At 69.9% G+C, this 24298-nt stretch carries 25 protein-coding genes and 2 pseudogenes; 13 read left to right on the top strand and 14 right to left on the bottom strand.

The window, feature by feature from the left end; translation table 11 throughout:
* Positions 1-87: 87 nt before the first annotated feature.
* The 3 genes from ABB07_RS00210 to ABB07_RS00200 are packed head-to-tail and all read right to left on the bottom strand — an operon-like array spanning position 88 to position 2278.
* Positions 88-564 (bottom strand): NADPH-dependent FMN reductase, encoded by a 477-nt coding sequence (locus tag ABB07_RS00210; protein ID WP_208896650.1) that lies wholly within the window; start codon positions 562-564, stop codon positions 88-90.
* Positions 565-575: 11 nt separating this feature from the next.
* Positions 576-1499 (bottom strand): sugar phosphate isomerase/epimerase family protein, encoded by a 924-nt coding sequence (locus tag ABB07_RS00205; protein ID WP_208896649.1) that lies wholly within the window; start codon positions 1497-1499, stop codon positions 576-578.
* A 44-nt stretch (positions 1500-1543) separates the two neighbouring features.
* Positions 1544-2278 (bottom strand): YoaK family protein, encoded by a 735-nt coding sequence (locus ABB07_RS00200; RefSeq protein WP_208896648.1) that lies wholly within the window; start codon positions 2276-2278, stop codon positions 1544-1546.
* Positions 2279-2391: 113 nt separating this feature from the next.
* On the opposite strand from ABB07_RS00200, the pseudogene ABB07_RS00195 reads away from it, so the two are divergent.
* From ABB07_RS00195 to ABB07_RS41850, 4 genes and pseudogenes are all read left to right on the top strand, one after another.
* Positions 2392-2700 (top strand): annotated as a pseudogene (locus ABB07_RS00195) (amidohydrolase family protein); the annotation flags it as partial.
* A gap of 153 nt (positions 2701-2853) precedes the next feature.
* Positions 2854-3054, top strand: a complete 201-nt coding sequence (locus ABB07_RS41860) for a DUF1427 family protein (protein ID WP_425264665.1) — start codon at positions 2854-2856, stop codon at positions 3052-3054.
* The gene (locus ABB07_RS41855; RefSeq protein WP_425264664.1) at positions 3051-3404 is read left to right on the top strand and encodes a DUF1427 family protein; all 354 of its coding nucleotides are present in this window, start codon (positions 3051-3053) and stop codon (positions 3402-3404) included. Before ABB07_RS41860 ends, ABB07_RS41855 begins: the two co-directional genes overlap by 4 nt.
* A gap of 485 nt (positions 3405-3889) precedes the next feature.
* Positions 3890-4038, top strand: a pseudogene (locus ABB07_RS41850) (transposase); the annotation flags it as partial.
* Between the two features lie 69 nt (positions 4039-4107).
* Here the strand turns inward: ABB07_RS41850 and ABB07_RS00180 are convergent.
* From ABB07_RS00180 to ABB07_RS00145, 8 genes are all read right to left on the bottom strand, one after another.
* The gene (locus ABB07_RS00180; protein WP_208896644.1) at positions 4108-4644 is read right to left on the bottom strand and encodes a hypothetical protein; all 537 of its coding nucleotides are present in this window, start codon (positions 4642-4644) and stop codon (positions 4108-4110) included.
* A gap of 298 nt (positions 4645-4942) precedes the next feature.
* Positions 4943-6145: a thiolase family protein gene (locus tag ABB07_RS00175; RefSeq protein ID WP_208896643.1), complete on the bottom strand. Its 1203-nt coding sequence runs from the start codon at positions 6143-6145 to the stop codon at positions 4943-4945.
* Positions 6142-6786 carry a CoA transferase subunit B gene (locus ABB07_RS00170; RefSeq protein WP_208896642.1) on the bottom strand — a complete coding sequence of 215 codons (645 nt, stop codon included), beginning with the start codon at positions 6784-6786 and terminating at the stop codon, positions 6142-6144. The genes ABB07_RS00175 and ABB07_RS00170 overlap by 4 nt, the downstream gene beginning before the upstream one ends.
* On the bottom strand, positions 6786-7541 hold the full coding sequence (locus ABB07_RS00165) for a CoA transferase subunit A (RefSeq protein ID WP_208896641.1): 756 nt from the start codon (positions 7539-7541) through the stop codon (positions 6786-6788). Before ABB07_RS00165 ends, ABB07_RS00170 begins: the two co-directional genes overlap by 1 nt.
* A gap of 1 nt (position 7542) precedes the next feature.
* On the bottom strand, positions 7543-7920 hold the full coding sequence (locus ABB07_RS00160) for a nuclear transport factor 2 family protein (protein ID WP_208896640.1): 378 nt from the start codon (positions 7918-7920) through the stop codon (positions 7543-7545).
* Between the two features lie 47 nt (positions 7921-7967).
* Entirely contained in the window at positions 7968-9041 is a 1074-nt protein-coding gene (locus ABB07_RS00155; RefSeq protein WP_208896639.1) for a maleylacetate reductase, read from the bottom strand.
* Positions 9038-9931 (bottom strand): intradiol ring-cleavage dioxygenase, encoded by an 894-nt coding sequence (locus tag ABB07_RS00150; protein WP_208896638.1) that lies wholly within the window; start codon positions 9929-9931, stop codon positions 9038-9040. The genes ABB07_RS00155 and ABB07_RS00150 overlap by 4 nt, the downstream gene beginning before the upstream one ends.
* A 72-nt stretch (positions 9932-10003) precedes the next feature.
* Positions 10004-11176 carry an iron-containing alcohol dehydrogenase gene (locus tag ABB07_RS00145; RefSeq protein WP_208896637.1) on the bottom strand — a complete coding sequence of 391 codons (1173 nt, stop codon included), beginning with the start codon at positions 11174-11176 and terminating at the stop codon, positions 10004-10006.
* A 188-nt stretch (positions 11177-11364) separates the two neighbouring features.
* Here ABB07_RS00145 and ABB07_RS00140 point away from each other — a divergent pair, with 188 nt between their 5' ends.
* Together ABB07_RS00140 and ABB07_RS41440 are read left to right on the top strand one after the other, a co-directional pair.
* Positions 11365-12261, top strand: a complete 897-nt coding sequence (locus ABB07_RS00140) for a LysR family transcriptional regulator (RefSeq protein ID WP_208896636.1) — start codon at positions 11365-11367, stop codon at positions 12259-12261.
* A 571-nt stretch (positions 12262-12832) separates the two neighbouring features.
* Positions 12833-12967, top strand: a complete 135-nt coding sequence (locus ABB07_RS41440) for a hypothetical protein (protein ID WP_279617364.1) — start codon at positions 12833-12835, stop codon at positions 12965-12967.
* A 276-nt stretch (positions 12968-13243) separates the two neighbouring features.
* Here the strand turns inward: ABB07_RS41440 and ABB07_RS00135 are convergent, their stop codons facing one another.
* Positions 13244-13678 (bottom strand): MarR family winged helix-turn-helix transcriptional regulator, encoded by a 435-nt coding sequence (locus tag ABB07_RS00135; protein ID WP_208896635.1) that lies wholly within the window; start codon positions 13676-13678, stop codon positions 13244-13246.
* Between the two features lie 198 nt (positions 13679-13876).
* Here ABB07_RS00135 and ABB07_RS00130 point away from each other — a divergent pair, with 198 nt between their 5' ends.
* The 6 genes from ABB07_RS00130 to ABB07_RS00105 all read left to right on the top strand — a co-directional run bounded on the left by ABB07_RS00130 (position 13877) and on the right by ABB07_RS00105 (position 19762).
* Complete coding sequence (locus tag ABB07_RS00130) at positions 13877-15067, top strand: PP2C family protein-serine/threonine phosphatase (RefSeq protein ID WP_208896634.1); 1191 nt, start codon at positions 13877-13879, stop codon at positions 15065-15067.
* Between the two features lie 109 nt (positions 15068-15176).
* A complete protein-coding gene (locus ABB07_RS00125) occupies positions 15177-16073 on the top strand; it encodes an STAS domain-containing protein (protein ID WP_208896633.1) in 897 nt (298 codons plus the stop codon).
* The gene (locus ABB07_RS00120) at positions 16070-16486 is read left to right on the top strand and encodes an STAS domain-containing protein (protein ID WP_208896632.1); all 417 of its coding nucleotides are present in this window, start codon (positions 16070-16072) and stop codon (positions 16484-16486) included. The genes ABB07_RS00125 and ABB07_RS00120 overlap by 4 nt, the downstream gene beginning before the upstream one ends.
* Positions 16486-16929, top strand: a complete 444-nt coding sequence (locus tag ABB07_RS00115; RefSeq protein ID WP_208903192.1) for an anti-sigma regulatory factor — start codon at positions 16486-16488, stop codon at positions 16927-16929. Before ABB07_RS00120 ends, ABB07_RS00115 begins: the two co-directional genes overlap by 1 nt.
* Positions 16926-18014, top strand: a complete 1089-nt coding sequence (locus ABB07_RS00110) for an ATP-binding SpoIIE family protein phosphatase (RefSeq protein ID WP_208896631.1) — start codon at positions 16926-16928, stop codon at positions 18012-18014. The genes ABB07_RS00115 and ABB07_RS00110 overlap by 4 nt, the downstream gene beginning before the upstream one ends.
* On the top strand, positions 18011-19762 hold the full coding sequence (locus ABB07_RS00105) for a PP2C family protein-serine/threonine phosphatase (RefSeq protein WP_208896630.1): 1752 nt from the start codon (positions 18011-18013) through the stop codon (positions 19760-19762). The genes ABB07_RS00110 and ABB07_RS00105 overlap by 4 nt, the downstream gene beginning before the upstream one ends.
* 520 nt (positions 19763-20282) lie before the next feature.
* Here ABB07_RS00105 and ABB07_RS00100 read toward each other — a convergent pair.
* The gene (locus ABB07_RS00100) at positions 20283-20789 is read right to left on the bottom strand and encodes a MarR family winged helix-turn-helix transcriptional regulator (RefSeq protein ID WP_208896629.1); all 507 of its coding nucleotides are present in this window, start codon (positions 20787-20789) and stop codon (positions 20283-20285) included.
* Between the two features lie 259 nt (positions 20790-21048).
* Between ABB07_RS00100 and ABB07_RS41845 the strand changes: the two genes are divergently transcribed.
* Positions 21049-21573, top strand: coding sequence for an STAS domain-containing protein (locus tag ABB07_RS41845; protein ID WP_425264663.1), 525 nt, complete (start codon positions 21049-21051; stop codon positions 21571-21573).
* A 235-nt stretch (positions 21574-21808) separates the two neighbouring features.
* On the opposite strand, the gene ABB07_RS00090 is transcribed toward ABB07_RS41845, so the two are convergent.
* On the bottom strand, positions 21809-24211 hold the full coding sequence (locus ABB07_RS00090) for a SpoIIE family protein phosphatase (RefSeq protein ID WP_208896627.1): 2403 nt from the start codon (positions 24209-24211) through the stop codon (positions 21809-21811).
* Positions 24212-24298 lie beyond the last annotated feature (87 nt).

The raw sequence follows: 24298 nt of genomic DNA, 5'->3' as shown, positions 1-24298 counted from the left end.
AGGGTGTGGGCGATGTGCTGACGGAACGCCGTGAGCGCGTCCAAGAGGAAGGCCCTGGTCGAGTCGACCGTGATGGTCCCGTCGTCGTCAATGAGCCCCGGCTTCGCATGCAGGTACACCTCGGGCTGGGCGAGTTCCGGGGACGCGAGGAACGACAGGATCGAACGGAGGTGCTGTTGGGCGACGGCGGTGCCGATCGCGCCGATGGATGCACCCACCGCATAGGACGGCTTGCCGCTTAGCGGGGCTTGTCCCTTCGGCCGGCTCACCCCAGTCGAGCGCGTTCTTGAGCACCCCGGGGATCGACCGGTTGTACTCGGGGGTGACGATGAGGATGCCGTCCGCCCTGCTGACGGCATCCCGGTACTCGGCCGCGGCGCCGGGATAGTCGGCGTCGGGTGCCTCGTAGTCGTGGTTGTAGAACGGCAGCTCCGCGATGGGGATCTCATGTAGCACGAGGCCCGCCTCAGGCGCGAGCTTCTCCAGGGCAAGCGCCAGTCGGCGGTTGATCGAAACGGACGAGATGCTGCCGACTATGTAGCCGACGCTGTAGGTGGTGCTCATGTGCTGCGTCCTTACGCGTTGCTGGAGATACGGAAAGCAGGGACGTCCTCGGCGGCGTCGATGGCGGCGATGGTCTTGGTGAAGACCTCGCGAACGCCTTCGGCGACGGGCATCTGCCGCAGATGCTCGGACATGATCTCCACGCCCCAGTGGCCTCGCCAGCCGGCGTCGTGCATGGCCGCGATGAAGGCGGCGGTGTCCAGAGCACCGTCACTGGGCATCCGGCGCCGGTGGATGGTGTCCTCCCACAGCGTGCCGACGACCTGCTTGTCGGCGTCGTCGAGTTCCACGACGAAGACATGGTCCATGGGCAGTGCGTCGACCATGTCCTGGTAGGAGGTGCCGGCACGGGCGACGTGCCAGGTGTCCACGACGAGGCCCGCGTGCGGGTTGCCGATCTCGCGCATCATCTGCGCACCGTCCTCGATGGTGCGCACGTTCGCCATGGGCATGGGCTCCATCGCCACACGCAGACCGTGGCGAGCCGCATCGCTTGCGAGCGCGTCGAGCGATTCCATGAACCGCTCGCGCGAGACACCGCCGGGCACGGCCCTGAAGGACTCGAGCTCGGCGCCGACCTTGATGGTCTTGGTGCCCAGTACCGCCGCGGCGGCGAAGAGGTCCTTGCGGACCGCGTCGGACGCCTTGCGCAGTTCGCCGTCCGTCCACCAGTTGCTGATGAACTCCAGCTCGATGGTTTCGATGCCGTGGTCATCGAGGAGATTCTTCAGCGTGCTGATGCCGATACTGTTGACGATCTTCATCAGGTCGGCGTGAACGAATCCCACCCCCTTCCATCCCGCGGCCTGCACGGCGGCCAGGCGGGTGCGGATGTCGATGGGGCTCGACTCGTCCTCGCGTGAGGGAGCAGTGTTTCCGGACCACGTCCAGACGGTGGCGAGCAGATCTCGGTTTTCGATACGGCGGATAGCCATGGTGATTCCTTTCGTGACAAGCCGTGATGGTGAAGGAGGGACTGCTACTTCTTCGCAGTCCAGGCTTCCGTCGATCGCCAGGTGGTGGTTCCGACGACGACGATGGCAAGGAGCAGGGCGACAGTGATCAGCAGCACTGCCCAGGGAATTCCCGCCATGATGAACGCTGTTCCGACGAGTCCTCCGGCGAACATGCTGGCGACGGAAATGAGACGTCGGCCGAGTTTGCTGTCCGAGCCGCCCGCGGCGCGGCTGTCCGCGGAGATACCGGTGATCGTCAGTGTGAGGACCGTCGTGGTGAGGTCGGGGACCGCCAGGGCGCGGGCGGTGGCGTTCTGTAATCCCATCGCCACCCCGGGCAGGACGATCAGTCCGATCAACGGCACATTTCCGTAGGGCGTCGCAACGAGCGTGGTGAGAACGAGCGCTGTGAGTACGAGTACGGCCTGGATCGCGGCGGCCACCAGGAGATGCCGACCTCGGTGCCGGCCGTGCGCGGCCGCGACTCGGCCGCCGACGAATGCGCCGACGATGAAGGTGACGATTCCCAGCGCGGATGCCCACCAGACGAATCCATTCGCCCCGCCGAGTGCGAAAGACAGGAAGACGACGTTGCCGGTCATGTTGGCTACGAACACGCGCCCGAGTTCGCGATAGCTGAATGCGTCGACGAGGCCGGTGACTATGGTCAGCAGCACGAGCAGTGTGGGAAGTGGACCGTGCGGGTTGCCCCGCGCGGGGACGATCGTGCGCCAGGCTTCTGTCGCGTGGTGTGCCATCAGTTCGTCTTTCCAGTGGGAGTGACAGGCGCAGGTCGGGTCAGCAGCATCCGGGTGGCGAGCCCGCAGGCGATGCCTGCGACGGTCGCGATGACCGACACCACCCAAGCTGAGCCCCCGACACGCCCGTGTTCGTGCTGCACCTCTACCAGTCAGCCCTGCTGAACCGTGCCGCCGTCCGTGCCGTCGGATACGGCAAGGACACCCCGAACCCTCCCGGAGGGGAGATCGTGCGCGGGCGCGACGGTGATCCCACCGGGCTGCTGTTGGCCGCGCCGGCCGCGACGGTCCTCTACGCGACTCTCGCGAAGGGGCCGATCCTGGCGGACGAGCAGAAGCTGGAGTCCACGCGGCACTTCTTCCGCGAACTCAACAGGTTCGGTCTGACGAGCGCGATAGACGCGGCAGGCGGATTCCAGGACAGCGGCAGCCGAATCTGCCGAGCAGACTGCGTGGCGGCTGGCCAGGGGTGAACACGTACATCGGCATCACCACGGCGGCTTCAACGGCGCCTGCTAGCCACTAGAACGCGGAGGCTGCGTGGGGGCGGTGACCCGTAGCGCTTTTGCGAGGGCGTGAAACACCGCGCTCACCCAGCCTTGCCTGTACCGGAGAGGTCAGAGACCTTGAATTACTTCGCATCATTTGGTGGCGGCTTCCTGGTTGGCGCACTGTACGCAACTGTCCGGCTCCCCTCGCCGGCGCCACCCCTGACAGCCCTGGCGGGGTTGTTCGCGATGGGTACCTCGTACTCGTTGCTGGAGATGCTCGTATGACAAGCACGCCCCCCACCGGGTGGCGAAGACGAGCCACCTCCATAGCGACCTCACTCGTGGCCGGCGGCGTGATGGGAAGCGTCTACTGGCTGATCCGGGTAGGCACGCCAGCGCCACCATGGGGCGCCCTGACCGGGCTCCTTGGGATGATCATGGGTGAGGCTGCCATCAAAGCCACCCGACGCAGGCTTCTCGCGGCGAAACTAGTTCTGCGATCGATCCGCAGGGCAGCGACGAGGCGCCTTGACGCAGCCCGCGGAACCCGACGCTGCTTCAGGGCCTGCCCGACAAACCACTGTGCCCGAAGAGAGCGCCTGCCAGGAGGATGCGAGGGGCGGTGGGTGGTGTGACGACACGGTTCACCCATACAAGGTCTCTGGACGGGAGACGCTGTGGCCAGACAGGTGCTCACATTCGCCCACTGGGTGGACTTCGTGATCGATTGCGGGAGACGAACACACGCGCCCGTGGATAGGGATGCCAGCCAACACCCCGGTCCCGGTCTTCGACCAGGGGAGCGGGACGGTGCCTTTGGGCGCACGGTTCCAGGGTGCTTCGTTCGGTGCGTACGTTCAGCCGTTGAGGGCCTCGTGGGCGGACTGCCAGCATGCTCGTGGCTGGCAGATTAAAGCTGATGCTCCCGTCCCTGTATTCATCCCGTATGCCAGGACGGTTCACCTCGGAGAGCCGGCGAGCGCGTTCTCCTTCTTCCCTGCGGAACCGACCCCGGCTCGACGCGGGTCCCCGGCCGGAGCAGAGGGAGACCACGCTCCGCGCGGCGGTGGACGGTTGACCGTCTGTCGCCGACAGTCGATCTTGTGGTGGTCGGGGTGAGGTGACAGATGCGGCTTGGGAGCGGATAGCCCCGTCCCTGCCGTGTCGATGACCGCGGGTCGGCCATGGCGGGATAACGGCAGGCGGACGGCGCGTTGTGGCGGTTGCAGACCGGGGCCCCGGCGGGACCTGTCCCACCGTTCCGGCCCCGCGGCAGACCGGCCGTGAACGCATTCGCCCGCTGAGAGCGGAACGGCACCTGAGCGGGGCTGCAAGCCTTCATGGATTGCGGTGGCCCGGTCCCGCTGCAGCTCCGCCGAGTCGTGCTGCGGCAGCGGCCTGACTACGAAGACGTGCTCGCCTGCCACGCCCAGCATCTGACGGCTCGTCGCCAGGATGCGCAGTTCGGGGGCGGCTGAGAGCAGCGCCACCGCCCGCACAGGCGTCGGCCAGATGCTCGCAGTTGTCCAGCACGATCAGCGCCTGTCGACCGCCCAGGTATGCGGCAAGCTGTTCCAGCAAGGGCTTGGTGCCGAGGTCCGGCACCGCCAGCGCGGCGGCGGTCGTGCTCGCCACCATCGACGGGTCCTGCGCCGCGGCCAGGTCCACCAGCCACACCCCGCCCGGAAAGGACCTTGCCAGGGTGGCCGCGGCCTCGAGCACCAGCCGCGTCTTGCCCACCCCGCCTGGCTCGGTCACCGTCAGCCGCCGCGCGCCGGCCAGCCGGCGACGGATCTCGGCAATCTCCTGCCGCCTGCCGACGAACCTGGTGAAGGCCGCAGGCAGGTTCGCCTCACACACTGCTTCGACGACCAAGCGTCCCGCCTTTCCGGTCTCAAGGCGCCGTCCACAGCGTCCAAGGTGACGTGATCGCTGTGAGACTCCGACCGTTTCGTCACCGTGAACACTTCCGAACTCGCCTCTCCCAGGACGTGCCGCCACCGCCGTGGTGGCCTTGCGACGGCACGCGGGGTCGCGGCACGTCCCTGCACCGTCATGACTCCGACGAACACCTGGAGCGGCTTGGGAGGCACCGATCACTGTTGTGTTCCCTGCCGGTTTCCTCCGGACGGCGGCGCGGATGACCGTCGTGTGCGCGCTCGGACCGGGCTGCTCAGCGCTCCAGCACGAGGGCGAGGCCCTGGCCGACGCCGATGCAGAGGGCGGCGACGCCGACTCCACCGCCCTTGCGGGCGAGCTGGTGTGCGACGGTGCCGACGAGACGGGCGCCGGAGGCACCGAGCGGGTGGCCCAGCGCGATGGCGCCGCCCTGGGGGTTAAGGACGGCCGGGTCGAACTCGGGCCACTCGGCGACGCAGCCGAGCACCTGGGCGGCAAAGGCTTCGTTCAGCTCCAGCACGTCCAGGTCGGCGAAGGTCCGGCCGGCCCTGGCGAGGGCGCGGTTGACGGCCTCGACGGGGGCGAGCCCGAAGTAGTGTGGGTCGACGGCGTGTACACCGGTCGCACTGACGCGGGCCAGCGGTTCGCGGCCGACCGCCTTCAGGCCCTCCTCGTCGACCAGCAGCAGGGCGGCGGCACCGTCGTTGAGCGGCGAGGCGTTCCCGGCCGTGACCGTGCCGTTCTCGGTACGGAAGGACGGCTTGAGCCTGGCCATCGCGGCGAGCGAGGCATCCGCGCGGACCGACTCGTCGGCGCCGAACACGACCGGGGCGCCCTTACGCTGAGGGATCGACACCGCAGCCAACTCGGCATCGAACAGACCCTGTTGGTGTGCGGCAGCCGCCTTTTGGTGCGAGGCGAGCGCGAACTCGTCCTGCTGCTCCCGGCTGATCTTGTGCTTCTCGGCAATCAGCTCGGCCGACTCGCCCAGTGGGACGGTCCACTGCGGGTCCATCCTCGGGTTGACCATGCGCCAGCCCAGCGTGGTGGAGTACAGCTCCGCATGCCCCGCCGGGAAGGGCTTGTCGTTCTTGGGCAGGACGTAGGGAGCGCGGGTCATCGACTCGACACCGCCGGCCAGGGCAATGGAGACGTCGCCGAGTGCGATGGCCCGCGCGGCCTGGATGACGGCCTCAAGGCCGGAGGCGCACAGCCGGTTCACTGTCACGCCCGGCACCGACGTGGGCAGTCCGGCAAGCAGCCCCGCCATGCGGCCGACGTTACGGTTCTCCTCGCCGGCGCCGTTGGCATTGCCGAAGTAGACGTCGCCGATCCGGTGTAGATCCAAGCTCGGTGTACGGGAGAGCAGTTCACGGATCGCGTGGGCGGCGAGGTCGTCGGGGCGTACGGAGGCAAGGGATCCGTTGTACTTGCCGATCGGGGTACGGGCGGCGTCGACTATGTAGACGTCCTTCACTGCAGTCCCTCCGCGATGGTCAGCTTGGCGTCGGTCTTGGCGATGATCTCGTCGACGGTCACGCCCGGTGCGGTCTGCGTCAGCAGCAAGCCGTCGTCGGTGACGTCGAGGACGCCGAGGTCGGTGATGATGCGGTTCACGCATGCCTTGCCCGTGAGCGGCAGCGCGCACTCTGTGAGGATCTTCGGGCTGCCGTCCTTGGCCGTGTGCGTCATGACGACGATCACTCGGCGGGCGCCATGCACGAGGTCCATGGCGCCGCCGATCCCGGTGATCAGCTTCCCGGGAATCGCCCAGTTCGCCAGATCGCCCTTCTCGGAAACCTGCATCGCGCCCAGTACAGCCACGTCGATGTGCCCGCCCCGGATCATGGAGAAGGACAGCGCGGAATCGAAGAAGGACGCCCCGGGCAGCACCGTGACGGTCTCTTTCCCGGCGTTGATCAGGTCCGCATCGACCTGGTCCTCGGTGGGGTAGGGGCCGGTGCCCAGGATCCCGTTCTCGGACTCCAGGACGACTTCGACGCCCTCGGGGAGGTGGTTCGGAATCAGGGTGGGCAGACCGATGCCGAGATTGACGTACTGGCCATCACCCAGCTCGCGCGCCGCGCGGGCTGCGATCTCCTGCCTGTTCCAGGCCATCAGGTACTCACCGTCCGCTGCTCGATCTTCTTGTCCGCCGCCTGCTGCGGAGTCAGGGCGAGGACCCGCTGCACGAAGATTCCCGGCAGGTGCACCGCATCCGGGTCGATCGCACCAGGTTCCACGAGTTCCTCCACCTCGGCGATCGTCACCCGGCCCGCCATCGCCGCGAGCGGGTTGAAGTTGCGGGAGGACTTGTTGAAGACGAGATTGCCGTGCCGATCCCCCTTCGCCGCCCGCACCAGTGCGAAGTCGGTCCGGATGCCGCGCTCCAGCACATATTCCACCCCGTCGAACTCCCGCACCTCCTTGGGCGGCGAGGCCAGATCGACCCCGCCCTCACCGTCGTAGCGCCAGGGCAGTCCACCCTCGGCGGCCTGGGTGCCGACCCCGGCCGGGGTGTAGAAGGCGGGGATGCCGGCGCCGCCGGCCCGCAGCCGTTCGGCGAGCGTGCCCTGCGGGATCAGCTCCACCTCCAGCTCGCCAGCCAGGTACTGGCGGGCGAACTCCTTGTTCGCGCCGATGTAGGAGCCGGTCACCCGGCCGATGCGTCCCGCGGCCAGCAGGACAGCGAGTCCTGAGTCCATCGCGCCGCAGTTGTTCGACACCACCTTCAGGCCGGACACGCCCCGCTCGTGCAGTGCGTTGATCAGTACGTTCGGGACGCCGCTGAGGCCGAACCCGCCGACAGCGAGGGACACGCCGTCGCAGACATCGGCCAGGGCCTCGGCGGCGGAGGTGACCAGCTTGTTCATGTCAGCCCTGCTTGACGGTCGGCTGATAGGCAAGGAACTTCCAGGTGCCGTCCACCCGCGTCCACACCGCGAGCGAACGGTTCGCCAGCTGCTTGCGAACGCCTCCGGCGGTCAGGTCGGCGTTCATCTCGCCGATGACTACGGCGGTGTCCCCGACCACGGTGATCGTGTCTATGGGGTGGTCGATCTGGTGGTAGACGTAGTAACCGTTCTTGCACTTGTCCAGATACGAACTCAGCGTGTCCAGGGCTCCGTTGGAGTGGGTGTACGCGAGGTCGGGGTGAGCGAGCTCGGCGAACTTGTCGAAGTCGCGCGCGACGATGGCGTCGAAGCGGTTGTTCTCCAGCGTACGGATGATTTCCGCGTTGTCTGCGGTCATGGGAGGTTCCTTCGGTGCGGTGCGGGATGTAAGCAAGAGTGTGCAGGTCACGCCGCCGGCGGTTCACCGGCCCAGGCGCGGCTCAGGAGGCGGGTGAGGCCGTCGGCGGTGACCTCCCGCGGGTTGGCGTACGGATGGGCCAGCACTTGCTCGACGATCTGGTCGATGTCGTCTTCTTCCATGCCGAGTTCCCGCAGCGACCTCGGCGTGCTCAGACGCCCGGCGAGCTCCCACAGTGCCGTGGCCGGGTCGTCGACCCCGCCAAGTGCCCGCTGCAACGCGGCAACAGCATCGGGAGCAGCGGGCTGGTTGTACGCGAGGGCGTGAGGCAGGACGACAGTGTGCGTCTCGGCGTGCGGCAGGTCGAGCGTGCCGCCGAGGGCGTGGCACAGCTTGTGGTGCAGGGACATCGTGGTGGCGCCGAGGCAGGCGCCGCACAGCCATGCCCCGTACTGGGCATCGCCACGTGCCAGGAGGTCCTTGCCCTTCGCGACCACCGCGGGGAGGGCGGCAGCGAGCGAGCGCACCCCTTCCTCGGCCATCAGGCTGATGACCGGAGAGGCGTCCGGGGCGTAGAGAGCTTCGACGGCGTGGGCGATCGCGTTCATGCCGCTGGTCGCGGAGGCCAATGCCGGGAGGCTCAGCGTGAGCTCGGGGTCATAGAGCACGCTGACGGGCAGGACTCGGGGATCCTTGCCTGTGCGCTTGCGGCCGTTCTCGGTCAGCCCCCATACAGAGGTCATCTCCGAGCCGGCGTACGTCGTGGGGACGGCAATGATCTTCAAGCCGAGCTCCAGGGCGATGGCCTTGCCGAGCCCGATCGCCGAGCCGCCGCCGACCGCGACGCAGCCGTCGGCTCCGAGCTCCGCCACCCGGTCGCGGGCCGCGGCAGCGGACTCGACCGGGACGTGCATACGGGCGTGCGGGCAAACTCCGACGGCCCGGTCACCGATCAGCTGTGCGACGACCTCGCCGAGCGCCTGCTGCGGCGGGGAACACAGGATCAGCACGCGCTTGAGCCCGGCCGCGTCGAGTTCGTCGGCCAGTCGGCCGAGCACGCCAGGGCCCATCACCACCCGCATGGGCAGGGACTGGTAGGAGAAGGCTCGGACCTGGCTCATTGCTTGGCCTCCTGGCCGGCGTCGCGGAGAAGAGTGATGTCGAAATGGACGGCGCGGAAGGGGTTGTCGAAGCCGAGCTCGGCCGCGCGGGCGGGGTCGTTGACTTGGGCGAAGTCGCGTACGAGGCTTTCCTTGACGCCGAAGACCACGTCGGAGCCCATGTAGGGGCAGTCCTTCACGAACAGGTGAGTGATCAGCGGCCTGTGACGCGGTGCAGTCACCAGGAAGTGCAAGTGCGCGGGACGGTTCGGGTGCCGGTGCGTGGCCTTGAGCAGGCCGCCGACGGGCCCGTCGACCGGGATCGGGTAGAAGCGGGGCACGATGGAGCGGAACCAGAATTCGCCGTTGTCGTCCGTGGTGAACAGGCCACGGAGATTACCCTCGGGCTGGATGCCGGGCTGCTGCACGTCATAGAAGCCCTCCGCGTTCGCCTGCCAGACGTCGACTGTGGCGTTCGCGATCGGCTCGCCCTTTTCGTCGGTGACGCGCCCGGTGACCAGGCACTGCTCGCCTTTGCCATCCAGGGCGATGAGGTCGCCCGGCTTCCTGGGCGGTGACTCGACCATGTGGAACGGGCCGAGGACGGTGGACTCGGTGGCCAGTTCCAGAGAGCGATTGTTGATCGTCTCGACGAGCATGGAGACACCCAGTACGTCCGACAGCAGGATGAACTCCTGGCGGACATCGGTGCACGCCCGACCGGTCGCGGTGAGGAAGGCGATGGCCGCTTCCCACTCCTCGTTGGTGAGCTCCACGTCCTTGACGAAGGCGTGCAGATGCCGGACGAGGGAGCCCAGGACCTGCCGCAGTCTCGGGTCCGTGTCCAAGCCGAAACTCTCGACAACGATCTCCGCGGACCTGTCCTCGGTGAACAGCGAAGGCTCACTCATGGGACCCTCACCAACCTTTCATGCGTAGCGTGTGCGTCTGGCGTCCGGTGGGGCATAACCGCCGAAGCCATGTCAGGGGCCGAGGGGGGGCCGCCCGTGGAAGGCGCTCTCCACGACGGCGGCGAGCACGTCCGGCTCCAACTCGGTGTCCCGGACCACCGTCTCGTCGCGTCGCAGTGCCTCCAGGGCGGCGTCCAGCCCGTCGAGCTCCATCCCCAGTTCCCGCAGGCTCTGCGGAGCGCCAACTTCATGGGCGAGGTCAGCAATGCCCTGCACGGCGTCGTTGCAGCCGAGGGCCTCGGCGACACGGGCGAGAGCCAGCGGCCGCTTCACGCCGGTCGCCGCGAGCAGGTGCGGCAGGACGACCGGGCGCACATCGGCGTGGCGCAGTCCGCAGGCCCGCTCCACGGCCTCGCCTAGAGTGCGATGCGATCCCGGTGCGGTTACGGCGAACGAGGCGGCGGTCAGGTACCCGCCGTACTGGGTTCGGGACCGGCCGACCAGGCCGTGCGGATGCAGGATCGCGTCCGGCATGCCGTCGGCGATCTGGCGGATCCCCTCCTCGGCCATCATCGCGGCGACCGGACTCGCGTCCGGCGTGCACAGGACGTCCACGCCGTGCGCGAGCGCGCGCATCGCGGACCGGGCCGTGACGTGGTCCGGAAGCCCGACGGTGAGGGCCGGGTCGTAGATCACCACTCGTGAGGCCGCCGCTGACGAGTACGCGGCTGGTCCGGTGCTGCCGGGAGGAGTCTCCGGCGGGGCAACGAACTCAGCGCCGGCGTATGAGGTGGGCAGGGCAACCAGAGGGACTTCCGCACGCAGCGCGGCCTGTCGGGCAGCGTGAATTACCGCTCCGCTTCCGACGGCGACCAGGCAGTCGGCCTGCTCGCGCACCGCGACCTCATACGCGCGGGAGATCTGCCCAGCCGCCGATCGGCTCCGCTTGAACGCCAACGGTTGCGCACGGCCATCCGGCATCGCCGCCGTGAGCGCACCGGCCACAGCCTTCTGGGAGGCGGAGGCCAAGACGAGCACTGCCTTTGCGCCGAGACGTTCAAGCTCCGGCAGCAACGACGTACGGTGCGCGTCAACAGCGAACACGACCCTGACCGCGTGCACGTCGTGGGTAAAGCCTCCGACGACCTCCGACATCGATCTCGCCGACACCAGGACCTTCTTCCGCTCGGCGTCGCACGGCCGCCCCGACGTCATCGGCACGGCAAGGGGGTCGATGGTGGCCATTGGATCCCCTCCTGTCTGTGCCGCTGCCCGGGGACGGATTGCCTCCGCAGTCTTGTGAACGTTGCGTCACATGGTTGTATTGCAGTATTCATCCTGTCCAATACTCGTTTTGCTCTTGATCTATAGGACTGGCGAATACATCAACCTCGGTGCTGCCCGCGCCGAGCGACGGAAGGTGGGTCGAAAGGGTGGAACTGCGACAACTCCAGTACTTCCTGGCCGTGGCCGATGAGCTGAACTTCAGCAGGGCGGCGGACCGGCTCAACATGACGCAGCCGCCGCTGAGCGCCCAGATCCGTCAGCTCGAGGAAGAGATGGATGTGGTCCTCTTCGAGCGGACCACGCGCAAGGTGAAACTCACCGCAGCAGGACGTCACTTCCAGCAGAGCACGCAGGAGCTCTTCAGCCAGCTGGACACGAACATCGTGGACGCGAGGAGAGCAGCGAAGGGCGAGTGGGGCAGACTGGCCCTGGGCTTCGTGCCATCCGCGACCATAGAAACCCTCCCCCCCATCCTTCGCGATTTCCGCGCGAGATTCACCAATGTGCGCCTTGACCTGCACGAACTCACCCCCGAGCAGCAGGTCTCCGGACTGCGCGACGGATCTTTGGACTGCGCCTGCTTCTACCTCCCGTTCGCCGAAATGCATCCGTTCGGCGACCGGAACCTCAAGTCCGCAGCCATCTCCCGTGAGCCCCTGGTGGCGGCGCTTCCGCCCGGTCACCGCCTTGCCGCACAGCGGAAGATCCATGTCGGCGAACTTGCCGAGGAACCGTTCGTGACGGTCAGCGGCCACAGCGGCCAGGGCCTGCGAGAAATCATTCTGGAGCAGTGCCGTCGGGGCGGATTCGCGCCCCGCATCGTTCAGGAGGCCGCGCTGATCCAGACCATCGCGGGCCTCGTCGCCAGCGGGGTCGGAGTCGCGCTCATTCCCGCATCGGTGCGCCGCATCCAGAAGATCGGTGTCACCTACCGGGCACTCCAGAACGAGCCTGTCGACGTCGAAATGGGGCTCGTGTGGATGCGCGAGAACAACAGTCCCGTACTGGCCGGCTTCATCGACGGCGTGACGCCGGCCAGATGAGGCGCCACCTCCGTCGGAGGCCTCGTCGATCACTGCCGCGCACGACGGCAGCCCGAGCGGTGCGCTCGCACCGCGACGCCGCCGCCTCAGACATGGGCGTCGCCCCCTGGGCGGCCCTGCGCGATACACGGGACCGGCCGATGGACTGCCCGCCCGGCAGGGTGGAGCTTGTCAAAGGCGGCGGGATGGACCATCCGCGAGAACGACCTCCACAGCGAAGCCGGTGAGCCCCGAGTGATCCTCCACGGGCAAGCAGACCAGCGTGGCGGTCCCGCCGTGCAGGAGTGACACCTCTGTGGCCGCCCTCTGACCGCAGCGGCGCCGCCCTCGCGTTCGCCGAACTCTCGCTCGCCCCTGCCGAGGCCCTCCACCACTTGGACCATCTGACCAAGCCGTCGAGCAGACCATCACCACCTGCATCTACTGCTTATACGACGCCACGAGGGCACTTGCGTGGTCTGCCTCGCCGGTCTCCTGCCCCCGGCCCTGGCCCTACGCAGCCGGGCGGCCCGGCTGCTCGAGCTGCCCACCGGCGCGCCGGCTCGGCGACGGCGGGGTGCCCTTCGAGGCGGTGACCATCCCGTTCCGCCCCGGCGGTGAACTGGTCCTCTACACCGACGACACCTGCGACCAGCTCCTCGCTACCCAGCGCTCGTCCAGCGGCGAGGACGACATCGCCCTGCTCACCGCCCCCGTCCTGACCTGAGCGGGGCGCACGTCCGACTTGCCCGGGTCCGGCGGAGCTTCGCCGAGACATACGGCACAACGCCCGCACATCGCGCCGTTACGGGGTAACCGAATCCACGTAAGGGCTGTCAGACAAACTGTTGCCGTTTGACAACAATAGAATAGCCATGAGGCAACAAAGTGGCCGTGTCGGACGTGCGCGGGAAGGACCTGGAATGCTCCGGTGGACGGAGACCACTCCGTGCGCTGGTCGTCGTCGCCGAAAGGCGGTGGCGCAGGCGCCTCCAATGGCGGCTCAGGCGGTCTGGCTGCTGGGATCCGTGGTGTCCTCGTGTATCTGCTTCGCCCCTGTGACGCAGAACGCCTCGAGCCCCTCCAGCAGCGCGATCCGCTGGGCGGCGGGCATATCCGCCAGCACCTTCCGCAGCTCCCGCTCCCTGCGGGTGCGCAGTTCGGCGAGGAAGGCGCGGCCTCGGCCGCTCAGGTGCAGCCGCACTTCCCGCTGGTCCTCCGCGCTCACCACCCGCTCGACGAACCCGGCGGCGATGAGCCGGTCGCACAACCGGCTCGTGGACGGCGGGGTCGAGGCCAGGGTCTCGGCAAGCGTGCGCAGATTGATGCCGTTGTGGTGCTCGAGGATGTGCAGCACCCGAAGCTGGGACGCGGAGGTGGGCGCGGTGGAGGCCCGGCCCCACACGACCTCCACCAGCTCGACGGCCCTGGTGGTCACGTGCGCGACCTCTTCGGGCTCTGGGCGGCGGCGGAAGGCAGTCGCGGTCACACTCTCGCAGGCGCTGGGGTGTCTGTCAGCGTACTAGGCGCACGGGCGGCCGCAGCTGATCCGGTGCGACCGACGAGGCAAGCGGGAGTTCGTCCTCATGGGCAAGGCCCGTACGTTGTCCGGCGAAAGGTTGGTGTGTTTCCCATCGTGAAGAGATTCCATGCCGCTGAACGCGCTCTGCGCACGGCGGCCCTCCACGACTTGCTCGACGCCGTGCGTGTCGTACTGATCGAGCAGTACGGCGCAGAAGACGTCGAGCTGTTGATGGCCGACTACAGCCTGACGGTGCTTCAGCCGGTGTCGGCCCCCACGCTTCAGCCGGTGTCGGTGCACAACAGCCCGGCCGGCCGGGCCTTCGGCTCGCAGAAGCCGTACTGCGAGGATGGCCGGGACGGGCGGGCCCGCCTGCACCTGCCGGTGACCGTGCGCGGCGACCGGCTCGGCGTGCTGTCCGTGATCCTGCCCGGGAGCGAGGCGGTACGACGCTGGGAGCCCGAACTGGCCGATATCGCCGAGGTACTGGGGCACGAGCTGATCGTGGCCGAGCGCGACACGGACGTGTATCTGCAGGTGCGGCGCAAGGACCGGCTCACCCTGGCCGCCGAGATGCAGTGGCAGCTGCTGCCCGGCCGCTCCTGCTCCCGCCCCGAGTACGAGCTGGGGGCTCAGCTGGAGCCGGCGTACGCCATCTTCGGCGACAACTTCGACTGGTCCGCGACGGCCGATCACCTGATGCTCTACGTCACCAACGGCATGGGCGAGGGCATAGAGGCCGCCCTGCTGACCACCCTGGCCATCAACGCCCTGCGCAACGCGCGGCGCGCCGGCATCTCCATCGCCGACCAGGCGGCCCTCGCCGACCAGGCCGTCTACGCGCACTACCAGGGGCGCTGCTACCTGTCCGTGCTGATGTTCGACTTCGACCTCGCCACCGGCCGGGCCGGCGTCGTGGACGCGGGCTCCCCTCAGATGCTGCGGCTGCGGAACGGCGCCGTGGAGCGCGTCACCTTCGACGCCCAGCTTCCGTTGGGCATGTTCGAGGAGACCGACTACGTGGCTCAGGACTTCCAGGTCGAGCCCGGTGACCGGCTCGTCTTCGTCAGCGACGGCGTGCACGGCGTGGCCTCGCCCAAGGGCGAAGCGTACGGGGACGAGGCGATGGCCCGGGCCATCCAGGCCACCCGGCTGGTGCCCGCCGCCGAGGTGCCGCGCGCCATTCTGCGCGAACTGACCGGCCACCGCGGCACGCCGGTGCCGGACGACGACGCCCTCGTCGTATGCCTGGACTGGCGGGGTAGGGAGATGGGCGGCGGGCCGGTCCCGGCGGAGCGAATGTGACGATCGCGTGTGGTTCGGCCGGTACCGTCGCACCAACGCTTGCCATAAAGCAATAATTGTTCCATGGCTGGCCGTCCGGGCGGGCCGTCGAGCACGCAGCAGGGAGACGATGCAGGTGGCGGAGCAGCACGACGTGGCCCCCGAGGTCGTGCGGGAACTGGCTGGCTTCCTGGAGCGGCGGCGCGAGCAGATCGCCCAACGGTGGGCCGACGCCCCTCTGTTCAGCACGGTGTTCACCGTCTCCCGGGACGAGGCGGTCGAGGCGTGCAAGGCCGTGGTGGACGCCCTGGCCGAAGTGGCCCGCGCCGGGCGGCTGGAGGACATCGACGCCCCCGGCTTCCGTGCCGTGAAGGACCAGCTCGGCCGGATGGCGGCCTCCCGCGCCCGAGCGGGATTCGGCCCTGCCCAGATCGCCGCGGAGGTCGCGGGACTGCGCGAACCGGCCGCCGCGTTGCTGAGCGCCGAGTTCGAGTCCGCCGACGAGCACGCGCACGCCTGTGCGCTCGCACTGGCGGTGCTCATAGGGACGCTGCGCCTGGTGGTCATGGAGACGACCCTCAGCGCGGGGGAGGAGCTGATCGCCCGGCAGCGCCAGCAGCTGCTGGAGGTGGCCACCCCGGTCATCAGGCTGTGGGAGGGCGTCGTCGCCGTACCGCTGATCGGCACGCTGGACAGCGCCCGCAGCCAGGTGGTGATGGAGAGCCTGCTGGAGGCCATCGTCGAGCAGCGGGCCCGGTACGCCATCCTCGACATCACCGGCGTGCCGACCGTCGACTCCCTCGTCGCCCAGCACCTGATGAAGACCGTCGCCGCGGCCCGTCTGATGGGCGCGGAGTGCATCGTCTCCGGCATCCGCCCCGCGATCGCGCAGACCATCGTGCACCTCGGCATCGACCTAGGGTCGATCATCACGCGGGCCGGCCTCGCCGACGCCTTGGCCCACGCGCTCACTCAGCAGGGCATCGTCGTCTCGCCACGCCCGGACGCGGGAGCGAACGCACGGTGACCGGCTTCTTCGACCACGCGGGTAGGGTTCCGGTCCTGGCACTTGGAGACGTCCTGCTGGTCACCCTGCAAGGAGAGCTGCACGACGGAGCGGCCGAACAGCTCAAGGACGATCTCGCCCACCGTATCGCGGCCAGCCCGGTGCCGGTGGGCGGCGTCGTGATCGACATCTCCGGAGTGGAGATGGTCGACTCCTTCCTCGGCCGCATCCTGGCCGAGATCGCCGCGAACGCACACCTGCTGGCAGCCAGGACGGTACTGGCCGGCATGCGTCCCGCCGTGGCCATCACGCTGGTCGAGCTTGGTCTCACCCTGCCCGGCCTGGTCACGGCCCTGGACGTCGAGAGGGCGCTGTCCCTGCTGGGCCGTGCCCCCTCGGCAGCCTCACCCGCTCATCCGGAAGAGGGTGCATGATGCATGCCCCACTCGCGCCGACCACGCGTCTGCCCATCGGCTCGGACGCGGACCTGGCCTGGGTTCGCCAGCACGTACGCCGGGCCGCCGCCGATCTCGGCTTCAGTCTGGTCCAGCAGACGAAGCTGGTCACCGCGGTCAGTGAACTGGCCCGCAACACGCTGGTGCACGGCGGTGGCGGGTCCATGGCGATGACGATCCTGGAAGAGGGGGGCAGGCGCGGACTGCGGCTGTCGTTCGTCGACGCCGGCCCCGGCATCCGGGACATCGACCAGGCCATGACCGACGGCTACACCACCGGCGGCGGCCTGGGGCTGGGCCTGAGCGGCGCCAAACGGCTCGTCCAGGAGTTCAGCATCGACAGCAGTCCCGGCAAGGGCACGACCGTCACCATCACCGACTGGGTCACCGGACTGCCCGGCCCCCGCACGGGTGCGCCATGAGCCGGGTGTGGGACATCCCCGTCCAGGACAGCACCCGGGTGCGGGACGTGCGCGTGGCCGCGGAAGCCGCCTGCGCCCGCACTGGGCTGGACGCCGACTCCACCGCGGGCGCGGCGCTGGTGGCCACCGAGCTGGCGACCAACCTCGTCAAGCACGCCAGCGGCGGCCGCATCGTGATCAACCTGACCGGTCCCTGCGACACTCGCGCGGAAGGGGTGCCGGGTGTGCAGATCACCTCGCTCGATCACGGGCCGGGCATCGGCAACGTACAGGCGGCGCTGCAGGACGGGCACACGACCGCCTCCTCCTCCCTCGGCGCGGGCCTGGGAACCTGCCTGCGCGTCTCCAGCGACTTCGACCTGCACAGCAGGCCGGGCCGGGGCACCGTCGCCGTGGCGCGCATCAGGCCCGCGCGTCCCCCGGGCGCCCCGTCCCCGGGGCCGGCCCACTTTCCGACGGGCGCCCGGGCCGGGGGCATCGTCACCTCGCTCGCCTATGCCGAGCACTCCGGGGACGCCTTCGCCTGGGTCCGCTCCGGTTCGACGGTCACGCTGCTGCTCGCCGACGGACTCGGCCACGGAGGCAAGGCGGCCGAGGCGTCCACCGCCGCCGTGGAGGACGCCGCCGTGGAGGAACTGCACAGGTGCGCCGGTCTGCCGCCGGCCGAGCTCCTGCGCCGCCTCCACACGGCGTTGCGGACCACGCGCGGCGCGGCCGTCGGCGTCGCCCAGCTCGACGAGAGCACCGGCCGGCTGTCCTTCGCCGGCGTCGGCAACATCCGCGCCCGGTTCCGCACCGAGGACGTGTGGCGGCCGCTCATCTCCCACCCGGGCATCGTCGGAGCCCACTTTCCCGCCACCGTGCCCCTACAGCACTCGTGCTGGCGGCCGGACAGCCTGCTCGTCCTGCACAGCGACGCGCTGCCCAGCCGCTGGGCGCCACCGCACGACCTTCAGCTCCTCGGCCACGACCCGGCCGTGACGGCCGCGGTCGTCCTGCGGGACGCCGGCAGCGCCGCCCGCCCGCTGCGCGACGACACCAGCGTGGCCGTCCTGGCCCCCGAACCCCCGGACGGACGTCCATGACCGCACCTCCCGACGTCTGGAAGATCGCCTCCGTCACGGACGCGGCCCTGGCCCGTGCCGCCGTCGACCGCGTCCTCACCGACGGCGAGGCCCCGGCCCTGGAGCGGGTCCGCTTCCTCACGTCGCTCACCGCCCGACTGCGCCACTGCCTGGGCCAGGGCGGCGAGTGGGAACTCACGCTGCACCTCCGGCACGCCGACGCGCACGAGGGCGGCCGGCTCGACGTCTCGCTGCGGCCGGTCGGCTCCGCCCTCCCGGCCCCGGACGGCGCGCCCGCCCTCAGCTGCCCCCTGTCCCGCCCGCCCGCCGGGCACCCTCTCCGCGCCGGCATGCCACTGCCCGAGGCGCTGCTGCACGCCGACGAGACCACCGCGGCCCTGCTGACCCTCCTGGGCGAGCAGGAACACCTCATCCGGCTGCACCGGCAGGAGCTGCACGACACCAACCAGGGCGTGCTGGCGCTGCACTCCGAGCTGGAAGCCGCCGTACGGGCCCAGCGCGAACTGCTCGACGCCGAGCGGGCCGCCCGGGCAGAGGCCGAGCGGGCCCGGCGCCTGCTGACCTTCCTCGGTGACGCCAGCGCCGCCATCACGGCGTCCCTCAGCCCTACGGCCATCCTGCGCCGCCTCTCCGAGCTGCTGATCCCGGACTACGCGGCCGACCTCGACGTCTGGCTCTTCGACGAGGACGACGACGAGCGGCCCCACCGCGTACGGGAGCACTCGGCGGCCGCGGTGACCGCCGCCCGCACGGGCCGCCCCCAGCACGCGGCCCCCCACCCTGGCAACCTCCCCGGCGTCGGCGACCTCCCGCCCTCCGCCCTGTCTCCCGAGCGGCCCCTGCTCGCGATCCCCCTGGGAACCCACAGCCTGCTGGGCGTCCTCACCCTCACCGCACCCGGTCCCCGCTTCGACCCCGACACCTGCGTGATGCTGGTGGAACTCGCCCGCCGTGCCGGCATCGCCCTGGACAACGCCCGCCGGTACGAGCGCTACCGCGACACCGCCGACACCCTGCAGCGGGCCCAGCTGACCGACCTGCCCGCCGTGCCCGGCCTGCTCCTGGCCGCGCGCTACCTCCCCGCCACCCAGGGATTGAACATCGGCGGCGACTGGTACGACGCCTTCGTTCAGCCCGACGGAAGCCTGCTGGCCGTCATAGGCGACGTCACCGGCCACGGGCTGCACGCCGCTGTCGTCATGGGCCAGCTGCGCACCGCGCTGCGCGCCTACGCCGTCGACAACTCCACCCCCGGCCAGATCCTCACCCGGCTGCACCACATGCTCCGGCACCTGCAGCCCGACCTGTACGCCACCGCGTTGGTCGCCCGCTTCCGGCCCGGCGAACCGCGGGTGCTCTGGGCGTCGGCCGGGCATCCGCCCGCTGTCGTGCGGGGCGCCGACGGAACCGTGCGGGTCCTCGGCGGCAAGCCGGGCGTCATGCTGGGCATCCCGCTGACGTACACGTATGCCGATCACATCGCCGACCTGCAGCCTGGCTCGTCCCTGGTGCTGTACACCGACGGCCTGGTCGAACGCCGGGCGCACGGCATCGACGCCGGCATCGAACGCCTCGGCCGGGCGCTGGGCGCACTGAGCGCACCGGAGCTGGAACAGGACCCGGCCGCCGCCGCCGACGCCCTGCTCAAACCCCTCCTGCACGACTCCGAACGCGACGACGACGTCTGTCTGCTGCTGTGCCACACCATGACGTTGGCCGGGCCGCAGCTGAGTGCGGAGGCGGACTGACCTCACGGGCGGGAAGGAGAGCTGCCGGCAGCGGCCCGCCGAGCGGTAGCGAGGAGGCCACCAGACGAGAGGGTGGATGCCGTGAAAGCCTGTGAATCGCTTCCGTCCGCGGAGGCCTTACTGTGCGCGGCCCCGCCCCACGCGCTGGTGTGGCCACCGCGCGCACACCGGCCTCTCGGTGCCCGCGCACGACGGCCCAGCGGGCAGCTCCTTCATCAACCAGAACCCGGTGAATCGAGGTACTGCGCGAGTCCGCGGGCCACCTGGTGCATCTGCCCACCACTGTGCGCGGAGACCGCATCGGCGTCCTCTCCGTGTGCCTGCCCGCAGGCCCCATCGACCCGGACGCGGGCTCCAGCTTGGCGACTTTGCCACGGCGCTCGGCCACGAGGTGGCCAGCGCCGACCGCGACTCCGACCTCTACGTCCAGGCGCGCCGCACCCGCCGCCTCACCTTCGCCGCCGAGATGCAGTGGCAGCTGCTGTGGGCCGGCGCGACTGACCGCGTCCTGGTAGCGCGATCAGGCTTCGGGGCGGGCCGAGTCCCGGGTGACGCCGTCCTGAGCCGCCAGGAAACCCTGCAGGCCGCGACTGAGTGCGTCCCGGTCGCCCGTCCCCATGGCCGCGAACACGGTGGCGAGCGCCCGCGACCGGCGGGCGGCCACCTCGTCGAGTACTTGCCGTCCGTGTCCGGTGAGGTTCAACTGCACCTCGCGCCGCTTCTGCGGATGCAGCACACGCTCCAGCAGGCCGGCCGCCTCCAGCCGGTCGCACAGCCGGCTGGCCGTGGGCATCCCTATCTCCATGCTCTCCGCCAGAGCGGTGAGGTTGAGCCCCGGCGCGGCCTGAAGGATCCGCAGGGCACGCAGTTGGTGCGGCGACAGGCGCAGCCGAGCCCGCTGCGCGGCGACGGACCACAGGGTCGCGAGACCGTCCACGGCATCGGCGAGCTGCAGCGCGAGAGCCGCCATGGGATCGTCGCCCGGCCCGCTTGCCCGGTCGTCCCCGAAGCCGCTGAGACGAGTCACGAACACATCGCTTTCAGTAATCGCCTGCCCACATGAATACCACCCTCATTCAAACGCCGTACCCGAACGGCCGCCGGGCAAGCACCGCCGACCGCGCCATCGTAGGAGACGCACAAACGGTCCTGCCGCCTCCTCGGTGCCCGCAGCCGTGCCGTAACCGGGCGGCCGCCCGGCCCCCGACACGCACGGCCGGCCGGATTGAACACGGGCATCCAGGGCAGGCGCTTTCCGGAGCGGATCTGCGGAAACGGCGGTAGGTATGCCGAATGCTCCTTCGGTTGCCGAATACCGTTCCGGCCGGTGTCTCGTGGCGAAATTCACCGGCGAGATGGATCACGTCACGACCCAGGCGTTCACAAGAGATCTGCTGAATCTCCTGAATTCGGGGGAACAATGCATCGTGCTGTGTCTCGGTGACGTCCCCTTCAGCGACTCCGCGGGACTGAACGCCATCCTGACGGCACGCCGACGCCGTCGAGCCCGACGCGACCCTGCTACTGGCCTGTGGCCGGCCCCCGTTGCGACAGCTGCTGGAGATCACCGGCGTCGAAGGGATCCTCGGTGTGCACGACACCCGTGGCTGGGGCGGAAGGCGCCCTGGGCGGCTGACGCCTCTGTTGTCCTTTCCCTGGGGCAAGCGCCGCAGGCCCCCTCCTCCGGGGGGCCGGTCACCGGCATCGCATTACCCGCCTGCCGTGTACAAAGCGGCGAGGCTGAAGTTCCGTCAGGAGGGCGAGGGCGCTTTGCGACGGCAGGCACCTCCCTGTCCCCAGTGGCGCCATAGCGCCATACGAAGCACAGGACGCGCTGCTGCGGCACTGGCGCACCCGTGTGCTGGGCGGCGCGGACAGCGGCGCGAAACGACCCTCGCCAGACGGCCGCACGTCCTCCCTGCGGGCCCGAGGCGGTCTGCTGCTTGGCTTGGTCGTAGGCGTCCAGGGACCAGGCGCAGTCGTCGCGGATGCCTTGGGTCGCTCGAGCGCGTTCCGCCGGAGCCGGCCCGGTGGCCCGAGTCGCGGCTACGTCACGCGGATGCCGACGATGCAGGTGTCGTCGTCCGTGTCCGACCTGCTGTAGGTCAGCAGACGGTCGAGCTGTTGGTCCAGGGCCTTCGGCGCGGTACGGGCCGTGGTCAGCAGGTGGGTCAGGGACTCCTCCACGGACCGGTCCCGGCGCTCGATGAGCCCGTCGGTGTACATCAGCAGCATGTCCTCCGGCGCGAACTGCAGCTCGGCCTCCTCGTAGACGGCTTCGGGCACGGCGCCCAGCAGCAGGCCCTTGACCAACGGCAGTGGGGCCGCCTCCCGCCCGCGGACCAGTACGGGCGGGAGATGGCCTGCCCGTGCCCAGCGCAGACTGCGCTGATCCGGGTCGTACAGGGCGCACACCGCAGTGGCGGTGACGCCTCCGGTCAAGTGGTGCGCCACGATGTTCAGCCAGGACAGCAACTGGCCCGGCCCGGCACCCGTAACGGCCAGGCCACGCAACGCGTTGCGCAGAACGACCATGCTGGTGGCGGCTTCGATGCCGTGGCCTGCGACGTCACCCACGCACAGCAGCGCCAGCCCGGACGGCAGCATCACGGCGTCGTACCAGTCGCCGCCCACCAGATGCTCGGTCTCCGCCGGCCGGTAGCGCACCGCGACCTCCAGACCGGGCACCGTCAGCGGAGCCTGCGTGGGAGGCATGATGGCGTGCTGCAACTGCAGCGCCAGACGGTTGCGTTCAGCCGCCTGCTGCTCGGTGTGGGCAAGCTGGTCCCGGGTGGCGGCGAGCGCCACCTCCGTCCAGTGCTGGGCGGAAATGTCCTGGTAGGCGCCTCGCACAGCGAAGAGCCCGCCGTCGGCGTCGAGGGCCGGTTCGGCGACCACCCGGATGTGCCGGGTCACGCCGTCTGGGCGTTGCAGCCGGAAGGCCGCGGAGGCCGGCCGGCGGCGGTGGAGCAGCGTCCGCAGGAACCGGCCGAGGGCCACCGCGTCGTCGGGGTGCGCGTGCGCGGGCAGCTCCTCCAGCGGTACGGGCGTGCTCGCCGGGGACCGGCCGTAGAGGTGGAACAGCTGGTCGTTCCAGGTGATCTCACCGGTGAGCAGGTTCTCCTCGAAGCCGCCGATACGGCCCAGACGTTGGGCGTGTTGGAGCAGGCTCGCCAGCTGCGCCGTCTCGTCCTCGATACGCCAGATCAGCAGCACGCTGCTGCCGTGCCGGCTGATGCTGATGTCCGCGACTGCCGACAGCGGCACCTGGTCGACGAGCGCGGTCAGACGCATCCGGCGGCCCCGGTACGGTTCGCCGGTGGCGTAGACCCGCTCGACCCGCTGGAACAGCTCGCTCGTCCCTGCGGCCATGGGGTACGCCTCGAGCAACAGCGCTCCGCTGACCACCGCGCGCGGCCGGCCGGCCGGGTCCAGGAAACGGCTGTTGACGTGCTGGATGCGGAAGTCCACCAGCTGGCCGGCGGCGTCGATGTGCGGCACCAGCACCAGAGCGGGGTCGTGCAGTCCATCGGCCAGCTCCGTCAGCTCCGCGGCGTCCGGCAGGATCCGTGGGTCCTGGCCGGGGTACTGGCGGAGCGTGTACGTCTCCAGCGTGTGCGCGCACAGCTCGGCCAGGGCTTCCACCTGCCGGACGATCTGCGGCGGCTGCGGCTCCAGCGGCCCGGGCCAGGCGATCTCCAGGACGCCGTGGATGCGGCCCCCTGCGCCAGCGGGTAGGGCAACCCGGCCGCCGGCCGGATGCATGTGCCGGCCGATGGTGGGCAGCCCGGTGTCGGCGAGCGACTGGAACCACTGACCGGTGCGCTCCGTCAGTCCCCGGCGCGCCACGGTCGCCACCTCCGGGGGGACGTAACGCCACCGGACGGCCTCGGCGGGGGAGAAGCCGGCGCTTCCGCTGAGGGTGAGCGAGCCGTCCGCGCCCGCGCTCCACACGGCCACGGCGACCGCACCGAGCGGGCGCAGGGCATGCTCCAGCAGAGCGTTGGCCACGTCCTGAGTGTCGTTCGCGGCCAGCGCGCCGCTCTCCGCCGCCCGCAGTCGCCGGGCGGTGGCCTGGCGCGCGGGCGTCTCGGCAACGGTGCCCAGGAAGGCGTCCGTGACCTCCGACACCCGGTCGCGGGCGGCCTGGTTGATGACTTCCACCGCGAACTCCAGAGGTGTCAACCTGGCCTGCTCGGTCAGCTCCGCGAGCTGCCGGGCGGCTTGCGCCGGACCGCAGCCCAGCCGCTCGACCAGGATCCCCTTGGCCAGCTCGATCAGCGCCCGGCCCTCCGCCTCCGCATGCGCGGCACGGACCTCGCGGCGCAGCCGGTCCACCGTGGCGGCCAGCCTGCCGAGGGGGGAGGTGGGGGAGACGCCCGCGAGATCCAGCGGCGCAGTGCCCGACTCGACGCCGTCCGGTTCGCATGGCTGCTCGGGCGTCTTCACGATGTACACGCTCCTCGGCTGAACGGCGCTTGGACGCGGGTCGTGCCACGCCGGGCTGTACTCGCCCCGTCGGCGGGCGGCACCGGC

The organism is Streptomyces incarnatus (assembly GCF_001027185.1).
Lineage (GTDB): Bacteria > Actinomycetota > Actinomycetes > Streptomycetales > Streptomycetaceae > Streptomyces > Streptomyces puniciscabiei.
Note: the sequence above shows the minus strand (reverse complement) of the source record. Positions and strands in the feature narration are given on the sequence as shown.